Below are 13991 nucleotides of genomic sequence, written 5' to 3' on the forward strand. Positions count from 1 at the left end.
CCTGTTACACGGCCTTTTTTGCAGAATCGTGTTGCACTTTAAGAAAAAATTCGTAATTTTGCGGCCAGAAATTTAAAACTAGTAAGTAATATAAAAATGAAATTGATTAAGCAGTGGCTGCCCGATGTGCTGGCAGTGGTATTCTTTGCTGTATTGGCTTTTGCCTATTTCTATCCCGCTGACGTACAAGACCGTGTGTTAAGTCAGGGCGACGTATCAGCCGGAATGGGTATGGGCGAGGAGGCTTCCCAGTATTATCAGAAGACGGGTGAGCGTACACGTTGGACAAACTCACTGTTCTCCGGTATGCCTACCTATCAGATATCACCCTCATACGACAGTACCGACCTGCTGTCGAAGGTGGAGAATGCCTACCATCTGTGGCTGCCCGATAATGTGTGGTACCTGTTCGTGTACCTGTTGGGCTTCTACATCCTGCTGCGTGCCTTCGATTTCCGTCAGCAGCTGGCCGCACTGGGCTCCGTGCTCTGGGCCTTCAGCACCTATTTTCTGATTATCATCGCTGCCGGACACCTGTGGAAGGTGATGGCGCTGGCCTATCTGCCGCCTATGATTGGCGGTATCGTCCTGGCCTTCAGGAAGAAATACCTCTGGGGACTGTTGGTTACCGCCCTCTTTGGCGCCCTTGAGATACATGCCAACCACGTACAGATGACATACTACTACTTGTTCGTCATCCTCCTGATGGTACTGGCATTCATCGTGGATGCCGTGATGAAAAAGGAGTACGCACACATCGGCAAGGCGCTGGGCGTCTGTATCGTTGGCGGACTGCTGGGCGTGATGGTCAACGCCTCCAACCTCTACCACACATGGCAGTACTCCAAGGAGACCATGCGCGGCAAGAGCGAACTGGTCAAGAAGAACACCAGCAACCAGACCGACAGTGGTCTGGAGCGCTCATATATCACTGACTACAGCTACGGCATCGGCGAGACATGGACACTGCTGGTACCCAATACCAAGGGCGGTACTTCCATGCACCTGCTCTTTGAGGACGACGCCGCCAAGAAAGCCATCAAGGATATGTCGGTCAACGTAGGCAACGGACAGGTGATGAAGGCCTCACAGGTATTCGACTACCTGAGTCAGCAGGGGCTCTACTTCACCCAGTACTGGGAAGAGAACCTGGAAGAGGGTGCCAACGGCACCATGGGTCCCGTCTACGTAGGTGCCTTTGTGCTGATGCTGGCAGTGCTGTGCCTGCTGATCTGCTATCGCAACCCACTGACATGGGGCCTGCTGGCAGCCACACTCCTGAGTATCATGCTGGCATGGGGTAAGAACTTCATGGGACTTACCGACCTGTTCATCGACTACATGCCCATGTATGCGAAGTTCCGTGCCGTGGAGTCCATACTGGTCATTGCCGAGTTCACCATCCCGCTGATGGCCATGCTGGCACTGAAGGAGTTGGTTATCTCTGAGAAGCCTCAGACATCAGACATCAAACCTCGCAACCTCAATCCCCAGATCCTCATCGCCTTTGCCCTGACAGGTGGTATCGCCCTGCTGTTTGCCGTGGCTCCCACCATGTTCTTCGACTTCTACACGGATGCAGAGGCCAACATCTTCCATCAGATACTCCCACCGCCGGCTGATGCCGACGCCCTGCTGGAGGCTCTGAGTGAGGCCCGTCAGGCCGTGTTCACAGCCGACTGCTGGCGTTCATTCTTCATCATCGTGCTGGGCACACTGGTACTGCTGCTCTACCGTGCGAAGAAACTGAAGACATGGATGATGGCTGCACTGCTGCTGGTTATCTGCCTGGTTGACCTGTGGCAGGTAAACCGCCGCTATCTGAACCCCAACGACAAAAAGCAGTTCATGAAAAAGGTGGAGCGTCAGCAGATTCGTCCGCTCACAGAGGCCGACCAGCGTATCATGGATGATCCTACGCTCTATTACCGCGTGCTAAACCTGGCTCCGAACGTGTTCAATGAGAACGAGACATCGTATTACCATAAGAGCGTGGGCGGATACCATGCCGCCAAACTGCGCCGCTACCAGGAACTGATAGAGCACTATATCTCCAGTCAGACCAATGCCGTGAAGGAGTCCATCCAGTCGTTCTATGGTGACCTGACACAGGTCAACGGTGACAGCATCTGGAATGTGCTCAATATGCTCAACACCAAGTATTTCCTCCTGGCACAGCAGAACATCGAGGTACAGAACCCCTATGCCTATGGCAATGCCTGGTTCGTGGACAAGGTGAAGTATGTGGACAATGCCAACCAGGAACTGGATGCCCTGGGACAGACAGACCTGAGACATGAGGCCGTGGCCGACAAGCAGTTCCAGCAGGTACTGGGCGAGGCCGTGCCACAGGATTCCACCTCAACAGTGGAACTGACAGCCTACGAGCCCAACCAGCTGACCTATAGCGTTGAGAGCAAGAAGGGTGGCGTGCTGGTATTCTCTGAGATATACTATCCGGGATGGACTGCCACCGTGGATGGTGAGGAAGTGGAACTGGGACGCGTCAACTACGTATTGCGTGCCATGCCTGTCACCGCCGGCCATCATGAGGTGGTGCTCAGCTTCTTCCCCAAGTCACTGGACACCACAGAGACCCTGGCTTATGTAGCCCTGACACTGATACTGCTCTGTGTCGTGGCACTCATCGTTTTGCAGATAAGACGTAAACCAAAAGCGTGAAAGATATGAAGAAAGGAGTGATTTTCATTTTAGGCGTGCTCCTGCTGGTGAGCAGCTGCACATCGAATACCGCCGTGGGAGCCCACATGGGCGGTGAGTTCGGACACGTCATTGGCTCTGCCATCGGCGGACTGACAGGTGGCTGGCGCGGACACCACACGGGTGCCATCATCGGTACCGTGGGCGGCATCGCGGCCGGTGCAGCCATCGGATCGGCCATAGACAAGGCGCAGGAACGGAAATACGAGGAGCGCATACCCCAGCGCCGTCAGCAGCCTGCCGACGATATCATCTATATGGACGATGAGATATCTATGCTGGAGATCCGCCATGCCATGATTACCGAGACACAGCACGACGGCGTACTGACACGCGGCGAGGAGTGTTCGGTGGTGTTCGAGATCCACAACACGTCCGACAATACCGTCTACGACGTCTGTCCGTTCGTGGAGGACGTGACGGGCAACAAGCATATCAATATCTCGCCCAACCTGAAGATTGAGAGTATCGGTCCGCGACAGGGCGTGCGCTATACGGCAACCATACTGGCCGACAAGCGACTGAAAGATGGGGAGATTATGGTACGTGTGGGTGTAGCACAGGGAGGCAAGGAGGTCACCTCACAGACACGCCAGTTCACGGTGCCTACGGCAAAGAATGTCCATGAATAGGTTTCCAGGGGAATTCCTCTGTCTCTACAGCCTCATAGACCCTCGGGAGGATATTGTCACGGTCTCTCTTCATGGGAATATGGAAATGTTCCAACGGTTCAATAATCACGTTGGCCACACCTGTTGAGAGGATGCCCAGTACCTTGGCAGCAGCCCACGACAGGTCCACGATACGTCCGCGGACAAAAGGACCGCGGTCGTTGACCCTCACCACAATCATTCTTCCGTTGGAGGGATTGGTAACCTGCAACAGTGTGCCGAAGGGATAGGAGCGATGGGCACATGTCAGACTATCATGATGCAACCGGTCACCACTGGCAGTCATGCGTCCCGTAGCTCTCTTAGAATAATATGAAGCCTTACCGACCTGGATCTGGCCCAGAACGGTAAGGCTTACTGTTAGCATGAATAATAATATCTTTTTTCTTATACTCATACAATTCCCTGGGCGAGCATGGCCTTGGCTACCTTCATGAAGCCAGCCACGTTAGCGCCCTTCACATAATTCACATAGCCAGAAGGCTCCTTGCCGTATTTCAGGCACTGCTCATGGATACCCTGCATAATCTGATGGAGCTTCTGGTCAACCTCCTCGCCAGTCCAGGAGATACGCATAGAGTTCTGTGTCATCTCCAGACCTGAGGTAGCCACACCGCCGGCATTCACTGCCTTGCCGGGTGCGAAGAGCTGGCCTGCGGCAATGAACTTATTCACAGCCTCGGCAGTACAACCCATATTCGACACCTCAGCTACGCACAGAGGCTTGTTGGCCAGGATACGGTCGGCATCCTCACCGTTGAGCTCGTTCTGTGTAGCACAGGGCAGATAGATATCGGCCTTGGCCTCCCAGGGTTTCTTGCCCTCGAAGAACTTCGCCTCGGGGAACTCCTCTGCATAGGGAGCACAGATATCATTGCCACTGGCACGCAGCTCCAGCATATAGTCAATCTTCTCGGCATCCAGGCCGGCCTCATCCAGGATATAACCGTCGGGACCACTGATGGTGATGACCTTTGCTCCCAGTTCGGTAGCCTTCTTGGCTGCGCCCCATGCCACATTTCCGAAGCCGGAGAGGGCCACTGTCTTGCCCTTGATATCCAGGTTGTGGGTCTCCAGCATATGGTGTACGAAATAGAGAGCGCCATAACCAGTAGCCTCGGGACGCAGGATACTGCCGCCCCACTCCAATCCCTTGCCGGTCAGTGTGGCACCATGGAACTGTGACGTGAGTTTCTTGTACATACCAAACAGATAGCCAATCTCACGGCCACCCACGCCGATATCACCGGCAGGTACGTCCATGTCAGGACCGATGACCTTGAACAGCTCTGTCATGAATGCCTGACAGAAACGCATAATCTCTGCATCACTCTTTCCACGGGGTGCGAAATCAGAACCGCCCTTGCCACCGCCCATAGGCAGCGTTGTCAGTGCATTCTTAAAGGTCTGTTCGAAGCCCAGGAACTTCAGGATAGACAGGTTTACCGACGGATGGAAACGCAGACCGCCCTTATACGGGCCGATAGCGCTATTGAACTGCACGCGGTAACCGATATTCACCTGTACCTCACCCTTGTCATCAACCCAGGGCACACGGAACGTGGTGATACGCTCGGGTTCCACGATGCGCTCTACTATTTTTGCCTTTTCAAATTCAGGATGCTGGTTGTACACGTCCTTGATGGACTCCAGTACTTCACGAACAGCCTGAAGGTACTCTAACTCGCCCGGATGCTTGCGCTCCAAAGCTTGCATTATTTTCTCAACTTCCATAGTTTTTTTAAATTTTAAAGTTAATCAGATGGTTTTTATAACACCGCAAATTTAAGAATAAAATAATTTACAACCAAGGAAAAAGAACAAAAAATAACACTTTTCACTTTTCAAAACCCACTTTTCACTAAAAAAAACGTACCTTTGCACTCGCAAACCTAAAATTGCAAAGAGCATATGGCAAATGTACCACAGGAATTCAATACCTTTTATCTGAAAGATGTCTCGTTTGTGAACCTGATGACCCGCCGCATCTTCAACGTGCTCATCGTGGCCAACCCCTATGATGCCTTTATGTTGGAGGACGACGGACGCGTAGACGAGAAGATCTTTGATGAGTATACCGAACTGGGCATGCGTTTCCCGCCTATCTTCACACAGGTGAGTACCATCGAGGAGGCACGCCATGTGCTCGACGAGACCAGCATCGACCTGGTCATCTGTATGCCGGGTACTGCCGATAACGATGCCTTTACCGTGGCACGCGAGGTGAAAGCCATCCAGCCTTCGGTGCCCTGCGTGGTACTGACGCCTTTCAGTCATGGTATCACCAAGCGCATGCAGAACGAGGATATGACCATCTTCGACTATGTGTTCTGCTGGCTGGGCAATACCAACCTCATCCTCTCCATCATCAAACTGATTGAGGATAAGATGAATATCGAACATGATATCGAGGAGGCAGGCGTGCAGATGATCCTGCTGGTAGAGGATAATATCCGTTTCTACTCCAGCGTGCTGCCCAACCTATATAATTATATCCTGCAGCAGTCAAAGAACTTCTCTACGGAGGCCCTCAACCCCCATGCTGCCGCACAGCGTAAGCGCGGCCGCCCGAAGGTGGTGCTCGCCACCAACTACGAGGAGGCCTTGCAGATCTACGAGAAGTATGCAGAGAACACCCTGGGCGTGATCAGTGACACGCGCTTCCCCATGCAGACCCCCATCGGTCGCCTGAGCCATGTGGAGGAGGGTGATCCTGAGGCCGGACTGAAACTGCTGCGTACCATCCGTCAGCACGACGAGTACGTACCTCTTATATTAGAGAGCAGTGAGGTGGAGAATCGTGAGAAGGCCTGGGCAGAGGGATTTGACTTCCTGGACAAGAACTCAAAGAAATTCAATGTGGACTTGCGCAAGATGATTGAAGAGCACCTGGGATTTGGCGATTTCGTGTTCCGTGACCCAGAGACCCACGAGGAGGTGGCTCGTGTCAAGACACTGAAGGAGCTGCAGGATAATATCTTCAAGATACCGCACGACTCACTGATGCACCATATCCGCCGCAACCACATGAGCCGCTGGCTCTGCGCCCGCGCCATTTTCCCTGTATCACAGTTCCTGAAGCAGGTCACGTGGCACAAGCTGCAGGATGTGGATGCCCACCGTCAGATTATCTTCGATGCCATCGTACAGTACCGACGCATGAAGAATATCGGTGTGGTGGCCGTGTTCGACCGACTGAAGTTCGACCGCTATGCCCACTTTGCCCGCATCGGTGAGGGTTCGCTGGGCGGTAAGGGCCGCGGCCTGGCTTTCCTTGACAATATCATCAAGCGCCATCCCGAACTCAACCAGTTTGGCAATGCTACCGTGCAGATTCCCAAGACGGTGGTGCTCTGTACCGACTTCTTCGACCGCTTCATGGACGACAACAACCTGTGGTCCATCGCGCTGAGCGATGCGCCCGACGAGGTCATCCTCCAGCACTTCCTCAAGGCACAGCTGCCCGATGACCTCATAGAGGACTTCTTCATCTTCTTCGACGCCATCAAGACACCTATCGCCATCCGTTCATCGTCCTTGCTGGAGGACTCCCACTACCAGCCCTTCGCAGGTATCTACTCTACGTATATGATACCCTGGCTCGACGACAAATACGAGATGCTGCGCATGCTGGCCTGTGCCATCAAGAGCGTCTATGCCTCGGTCTATTACCGCGACTCCAAGGCCTACATGACCGCCACGCAGAATGTCATCGACCAGGAGAAGATGGCAGTGATACTCCAGGAGGTGGTGGGCCACCGCTATGGCGACCTCTACTACCCCACGTTCTCGGGTGTGCTGCGCTCACTCAACTACTACCCCATTGGCGACGAGACGGCCGAGGAGGGTATCGCCTCACTGGCACTGGGTCTTGGCAAGTACATCGTGGACGGCGGACAGACCCTGCGCGTCAGTCCCTACCACCCGAACCAGGTGCTGCAGACCAGTGAGATGGAGACGGCGCTGCGCGACACCCAGACCCGTTTCTATGCGCTGGACATGAGTCATGTGGGCGACGACTTCAAGGTGGACGACGGCTTCAACATCAAGAACCTGCGTGTGCGTCAGGCCGATGCCGACGGCTCGCTCACCTTTATCGCCTCTACCTACGACCCCATGGACCAGGTCATCCGCGACGGCATCTACGAAGGTGGCCGCAAGATCATCTCTTTCTGTGGTGTGCTGCAGCAGGGTGTCTTCCCCCTTCCCGAACTTCTCCAGATGTCGCAGAAGCTCGGTGCCGAGGAGATGCGCCGTCCTGTGGAGATCGAGTTTGCCTGCAACCTCAATGACGACCGCACGGGCGAGTTCTACCTCCTGCAGATACGTCCTATCGTAGACTCCAAGCAGGTGCTCGATGAGGACCTGCAGCAGATTCCCGACGAACAGTGCCTGTTGCGCTCACACAACTCGTTGGGCCATGGTATCTCCGAGGATGTGACCGACGTGGTATATGTGAAGACCGACGAGAACTTCACGGCAGCCAACAACCCGATGATTGCCGACGAGATAGAACGTATCAACCGCAAGTTCCTCAATGAGGACAAGAACTATATCCTCATCGGTCCGGGCCGCTGGGGCTCCAGCGACTACTGGCTGGGCATCCCCGTGAAATGGCCGCATATCTCGGGCGCACGCGTCATCGTGGAGGCCGGCCTGAAGAACTATCACGTGGATCCCTCGCAGGGCACCCACTTCTTCCAGAACCTCACCTCGTTTGGCGTGGGCTACTTCACCATCAACACCTATACGGGCGATGGTGTGCTGCAAAAAGAAATCCTCGACAGCATGCCTGCCGTCGAGGAGACTGAACATGTGCGCCATGTGCGCTTCGAGCGTCCGCTCAAGGTGATGATGGACGGCAAGAAGCAGACGGGCGTCGTACTACTGCCTCAGGAAGGGACGGAAGAGCCGGCATAGGCTGCTACTGTCCGCCGAGTCGTGAGAAATACTCAATGATATCTTCCCATGTCTTGAAGGTATCAGAACCATATTCCAGGAGGGTGGCCATCGTGTCGCCCTCTTTTTTCTTGCTGATCAGGTAGTCGCCATAGAGCAGGTCACGACGGTGCGTATAGATGGTATGGCGCCATGCCGGCACGTTGACATACTCCTCCAGCCACCGTCCCCAGCGCTTTTCCGCTGGGTATTCATCCTCACACACGAAATACACCTGATAGTTCTCTATCAGCAGGCGCACCGCCTTCTGACTGCTGCTGTTGGGCTTATTGTAGGCATCCACCAGCGTCTCTATACCTATATATATAATAGGACGCTGACGGTTCTCCTGCCGGTCGTCGATCCAGCGTATCACGGGCACCACGGCATGCATGAACGAACGGTCGTCCATCCTGTGCTCCCCATGGAAATGGGCCGCCTTGGGGTAGCGCTCACGAAACATATCAAACGTATCCACCAGGTCGTCCTTGTCGCCAAACAGACCATAGACGCGATTTCTCTCCTTCTCCAGTTCCTCGTCGCTCAGGCCTTCCAGTCCCGAGAAACGCTGTTCGCTCACCTGCCGGTACTCCTTCACCAGGGCCTTGTCCACATAGAACTGCTGCACGCCGTCCAGGCGCGGGTTCTGGAAAGTCTGCGTACCCGTCATCCCGTGCTGCTGCATGGTATCGGCCAGGCACAGGGCGGGATTCATGCAGATACGGTCATAGCCGTAGAGCTGTTCGGTATACATACCACCCATCGAGGTACCCAGGATCAGGTCCGGCTGCTCCTTCTCACAAAGCTCGCGCAACAGGGCCTGCGCCTCTTCAGGGTGGATGGGCAGGTCGGGTGCTATAACGTTGGCATTGGGCAGGATGGTGCGCAGGCGCGTCACCGTACCGCTCTGTCCGCTACTGCCGAATCCGTGGAGATACATCACTGTTTTCCCCTTCATCAGTTCGGGAAATTGCTTTACGTATTGGTTCTGTTGTTCCATAACGCATACAAAGGTACGAAAAAAATAGGTATCGTTGCAACATTTCCCCGACTATTTACGTCTAACGGATAAAATGTAGAACTAAAAAAGAAAAAGTAAGTATGGAAAAAATGATTGTATGTGGATTCATTTCCACGATGCTGTTTTTATCGTCGTGTGTCAGCTTCAACATCGATAAGGTGAAGCCAAGTGGCAATATCGTCAAGGAGGAGTACCAGATGGAGCCCTTCAATGAGGTGGACCTCGACCTGATGGGCAATGTGAAGATTGTGCAGGGCAAGGGTGATGACTACCGTGTGGTGATATCGGCTCCTGACAACTACATCGAATTCTACAAGTTCAGCGTGGACGGTCACGAACTGAATGGCGACATCATGCACAGTGGCGCCCTGGATACAGACGATGTGAAGATCACCATCTACACCCCCGAACTGCGTTCTTTGGAGAATGAAGGTCTGGCAACCATCATCATCGACAGTCTGACAACCAGGTCCCTGTCTGTCGAGAACTCGGGCGTAGGTGCCATGAAGCTCCGCAATCTCAGTATCAACAAGCTGGCCGTAGAGTGCTCGGGCGTGGGCGGCATCACGATGAGCGGCCAGGCCGCATGGGTCAGACTGGACTGTTCCGGCGTGGGCAGCATTGACGCCAGGAACCTGAAGGCACGCCGTGTGCAGGGAGAAGTCAATGGTGTGGGCAGCATCAATTGTCACGCCACCGACACACTGAAAGCCACGGTCAACGGTGTAGGCTCCTTCAAGTTTGCCGGAAACCCTGGCGTGAAGAAGCTCAGCGACAATGGCGTTGGAAGTATATCTGAACTGTGATAAAAAAGTACAGCGATGCGTAATTGTAATATGAACACGCTTTAAGAGGCATTTCACATTGATATAAATCAATTATATTGCAGATTGAAAGAAAAATCGCCAAAAAAGTTTGTATCTGAAAGCAAAAAGGTATAATTTTGCATCGTGTTTTTCATAGTATTAGATTTAAGGTTAACAAAGGTTGGGTCACAGCGGTGACCCTTTTTTTATGCCATAAAAAAAATTAAAAACCGCACATTTCCCCGACAAAAAGGCATAAAAATTCTATAAATAGACAAATTCTGCCTATATTATTTCATTATATCGGAAATTGTTTCTAATTTTGCACCGTGAAAATGTAAAAGTAATCAAAACGACAGACATTAACATGAAGCAATTTATTAACAAGATAAAGGTTGGAACGAAAGGGATGATACCCCTTTTTCTTTTCGCCTTTATACCCACCCATGCGCAAAAGCAGTGGACGATGCAGGAATGTATTGACTATGCCATGCAAAACAATATCACCCTGCAGAAAGCACGTCTCAGTCAGCAGTCGGCCGTAGAGGATGTCAAAGGCTCCAAGGGCGCCCTGCTCCCTACCGTCAGCGCATCGGCTAACCAGAGCCTGGGCTACCGTCCCTGGCAGGACACGGGAAGCACCACGGTGACCAACGGTATGGTCAACACCAAGGTGGACAAGACCTACCTGAACGGCTCCTATGGCGTCAATGCCCAGTGGACCGTATGGAACGGCAACAAGAACACCAACAATGTGAAGCTCAACAAACTGTCGGGCCAGCAGGCTGAACTGCAGGTGGCCGAGACAGCCAACAGTATCCAGGAGCGCATTGCCCAGCTCTACGTACAGATCCTCTATCTCGACGAGAGCATCAAGGTGAGCAAGGCCAGTCTGGAGACCAGTCAGAAGAACGAGGAGCGCGGCAAGGAGATGGTTGAGGTTGGCAAGATGTCAAAGGCCGACCTGGCACAGTTGACCGCCCAGCGTGCCTCCGACGAATATAATGTGGTGGATGCACAGGCACAGATGGCCAACTACAAGCTGCAACTGAAACAACTGTTGGAGCTGACCGGTGAGGAGGAGTTCGACGTGGTCATCCCGCAGACGACCGACGACCAGGCCCTGGCCGAGATTCCCGCCCTGCAGAACGTATACCAGCAGGCGCTGCTGAGCCGTCCGGAGATAGAGAGTTCCAAACTGGCCATCGAGAGCAGCGACCTCAACGTGAAGATTGCCAAGGCCGGCTGGCTGCCCAGCCTCAGCCTGTCGGGCAGTTTCTCTACCAGCACCAACTCCCTGTCGTCCAACGGATGGAGCAATCAGATGAAGACCAACTTCAGTACGCAGGCCGGACTGACCCTGAGCGTTCCCCTGTTCGACGGTCGTCAGACACGTACCTCGGTGAACAAGGCCAAGATCCAGCGCCAGCAGGCACAGCTGGACCTGCAGGATCAGCAGAAGACGCTCTACCAGACCATCGAAGGCTACTGGCTGGATGCCAATACCAACCAACAGCGTTTCCGTGCGGCCCAGACCACGGTAGAGAGTGAACAGCAGAGCTATGACCTGCTGGCAGAGAAGTTCAACCTGGGTCTCACCAATATCATCGAACTGATGAATGGCAAGGACAAGCTGCTGTCGGCCCAGCAGAACCGTCTGCAGTCCAAGTACCAGACCATCCTGAACCAGCAGTTGCTGCGTTTCTATAGTGAAGGAAGACCCACCCCCGATATCACGAAATAAAAATAAGACAAGATATGAATAACAAAAAAACTTGGGCCATCGTCATTGCCGTTGTGGCTGTCGTGGCTGTCGCCGCCTACCTCCTGTCGGGCGGCAAGAAAGAGAACACCGTCTCTTTCGAGACGGCAAAGGTGGAACGTACCAGTATCAAGAGTTCCATCACTGCAACAGGTACCATCGAACCCGTTACCTCCGTCACCGTAGGTACACAGGTCAGCGGTATCGTATCCAAGCTCTATGTTGACTACAACTCCGTGGTGAAGAAGGGTCAGGTCATCGCCGAACTGGACAAGACCAACCTGACCAGTGAACTGAAGACGGCACAGGCCAACCTGTCGTCGGCACAGAGCACGCTGAACTACGAGCAGACGAATTTCAACCGCTACCAGACGCTGTTCAACAAGGGGCTGGTGAGCGCCGATGAATATGAGACAGCCAAACTGTCGTACCTCAAGGCCAAGGAACAGGTGAACACCTCCCGCGAGAGTGTGCAGAAGGCACAGACCAACCTGGGCTATGCCACCATCACCAGTCCTATCGACGGTGTGGTACTGTCGAAAGCCGTGGAAGAGGGACAGACCGTGGCTGCTTCTTTCAACACCCCTGAGCTCTTCACCATTGCACAGGACCTGACCGATATGCGCGTGATTGCTGATATCGACGAGGCCGACATCGGTGGCGTGAAGGAGGGACAGCGTGTCACCTTCACCGTGGATGCCTTCCCCGATGACCATTTCGAGGGACAGGTCACACAGGTGCGCCAGCAGGCCACCACAGAGAGTAATGTGGTGACCTACGAGGTAGTTATCTCGGCTCCCAACAATGATCTCAAACTGAAGCCAGGTCTCACCGCCAATGTCACCATCTACACCATGGAGAAGAATGATGTGATGGCCGTTCCCTCAAAGGCACTGCGCTTCACGCCCAACGAGGCCCTGCTCACCGAACAGCAGAAGGTGGAGGATTGCGAGGGCGACTTCAAGGTATGGACCAAGGAAGGTGATGTGTTCAAGGCCCATAAGGTGGAAGTGGGTACCACCAATGGCCTGCTGACCGAGATTGTCAGTGGCATCGCCGAAGGTACCGACGTACTGGTTGACTTCAGTATCGACGGTGGCGACGGTGCCGGTCAGGACCAGCAGGCACAGAACCCCTTCATGCCGCGTCCAAGAAACAACAGGCAGCAGAACGGACAACAACAGAAAAAGTAAAGACCCACCCCCGCCCCCTCCCTGAATGGAGGGGAGTAGATAGAGATAATCATATGAATGAAGACAAGATAAAGACTGAGAACGGGCTAACCACTCCCCTCCCTCGTAGGGAGGGGCAGGAGGAGGGTCGCGTCGTCATTGAGCTGCAGAACGTCAAGCGCTACTTCAAGGTGGGCAGCGAGACGGTGAAGGCCCTTCGCGGTGTCTCGTTCAAGATATATGAAGGCGAGTTCGTCACCATCCAGGGTACGTCAGGCTCGGGAAAATCCACCCTGCTCAACCAGTTGGGCTGCCTGGACACCCCTACCAGCGGCGAATACCTGCTCGACGGTATCTCCGTGCGTGAGATGTCGAAGACCCAGCGCGCCCATCTGCGCAACCGTAAGATCGGCTTTGTGTTCCAGAACTACAATCTGCTGGCCAAGACCACGGCTGTGGAGAATGTGGAACTGCCGTTGATGTACAACCCCAGCGTGTCGGCCACCGAGCGCCGCGAACGTGCCATCAAGGCCCTGCAGGCAGTAGGACTGGGCGACCGCCTCGACCATAAGTCGAACCAGATGTCGGGTGGACAGATGCAGCGCGTGGCTATCGCCCGTGCCCTGGTCAACGAGCCTGCCGTGCTGCTGGCCGACGAGGCTACGGGTAACCTGGACACACGCACCTCCTTCGAGATGCTGGTGCTCTTCCAGGAACTGTACCGCCAGGGCCACACCATCATCTTCGTGACCCACAACCCTGAGATTGCCGAGTATAGCAGCCGTAATATCAACCTGCGCGACGGCAAGATCCGTGAGGATACCTACAACGAGAACATCAAGTCGGCAGCAGAGGCTTTGGCAGCCCTGCCCGTGATGAACGATGACTAAGGGAAAAGTG

10 protein-coding genes are annotated in these 13991 nt (G+C 54.0%); 7 read left to right on the forward strand and 3 right to left on the reverse strand.

Annotation, left to right across the window (positions count from 1 at the left end; all coding sequences use genetic code 11):
• Positions 1-96: 96 nt before the first annotated feature.
• Together L6468_RS13245 and L6468_RS13250 are read left to right on the forward strand one after the other, a co-directional pair.
• Complete coding sequence (locus L6468_RS13245) at positions 97-2682, forward strand: YfhO family protein (RefSeq protein WP_237793578.1); 2586 nt, start codon at positions 97-99, stop codon at positions 2680-2682.
• A 5-nt stretch (positions 2683-2687) separates the two neighbouring features.
• The gene (locus tag L6468_RS13250) at positions 2688-3353 is read left to right on the forward strand and encodes a YMGG-like glycine zipper-containing protein (protein ID WP_237793579.1); all 666 of its coding nucleotides are present in this window, start codon (positions 2688-2690) and stop codon (positions 3351-3353) included.
• Here the strand turns inward: L6468_RS13250 and L6468_RS13255 are convergent.
• Both L6468_RS13255 and gdhA read right to left on the reverse strand, forming a co-directional pair.
• Complete coding sequence (locus tag L6468_RS13255; protein WP_091813814.1) at positions 3328-3789, reverse strand: septal ring lytic transglycosylase RlpA family protein; 462 nt, start codon at positions 3787-3789, stop codon at positions 3328-3330. The genes L6468_RS13250 and L6468_RS13255 overlap by 26 nt on opposite strands.
• Positions 3786-5126 carry an NADP-specific glutamate dehydrogenase gene (gdhA, locus tag L6468_RS13260; protein WP_091852518.1) on the reverse strand — a complete coding sequence of 447 codons (1341 nt, stop codon included), beginning with the start codon at positions 5124-5126 and terminating at the stop codon, positions 3786-3788. Before gdhA ends, L6468_RS13255 begins: the two co-directional genes overlap by 4 nt.
• 177 nt (positions 5127-5303) lie before the next feature.
• Here gdhA and L6468_RS13265 point away from each other — a divergent pair, with 177 nt between their 5' ends.
• Entirely contained in the window at positions 5304-8312 is a 3009-nt protein-coding gene (locus L6468_RS13265) for a PEP/pyruvate-binding domain-containing protein (RefSeq protein ID WP_091813808.1), read from the forward strand.
• Between the two features lie 4 nt (positions 8313-8316).
• Here L6468_RS13265 and L6468_RS13270 read toward each other — a convergent pair whose 3' ends face one another.
• Positions 8317-9330 carry a YqiA/YcfP family alpha/beta fold hydrolase gene (locus L6468_RS13270; protein ID WP_091813804.1) on the reverse strand — a complete coding sequence of 338 codons (1014 nt, stop codon included), beginning with the start codon at positions 9328-9330 and terminating at the stop codon, positions 8317-8319.
• A 101-nt stretch (positions 9331-9431) separates the two neighbouring features.
• Here L6468_RS13270 and L6468_RS13275 point away from each other — a divergent pair, with 101 nt between their 5' ends.
• The 4 genes from L6468_RS13275 (at position 9432) to L6468_RS13290 (ending at position 13981) form a co-directional block, all read left to right on the forward strand.
• Complete coding sequence (locus tag L6468_RS13275; RefSeq protein ID WP_091813801.1) at positions 9432-10157, forward strand: head GIN domain-containing protein; 726 nt, start codon at positions 9432-9434, stop codon at positions 10155-10157.
• 367 nt (positions 10158-10524) lie between these two features.
• Positions 10525-11901, forward strand: a complete 1377-nt coding sequence (locus L6468_RS13280) for a TolC family protein (RefSeq protein WP_091814227.1) — start codon at positions 10525-10527, stop codon at positions 11899-11901.
• Between the two features lie 14 nt (positions 11902-11915).
• Positions 11916-13112 (forward strand): efflux RND transporter periplasmic adaptor subunit, encoded by a 1197-nt coding sequence (locus L6468_RS13285; RefSeq protein WP_091813798.1) that lies wholly within the window; start codon positions 11916-11918, stop codon positions 13110-13112.
• 53 nt (positions 13113-13165) lie between these two features.
• Positions 13166-13981 (forward strand): ABC transporter ATP-binding protein, encoded by an 816-nt coding sequence (locus L6468_RS13290; RefSeq protein WP_091813795.1) that lies wholly within the window; start codon positions 13166-13168, stop codon positions 13979-13981.
• Positions 13982-13991 lie beyond the last annotated feature (10 nt).

The sequence above is a fragment of the Prevotella communis genome (assembly GCF_022024115.1).
GTDB lineage: Bacteria > Bacteroidota > Bacteroidia > Bacteroidales > Bacteroidaceae > Prevotella > Prevotella communis.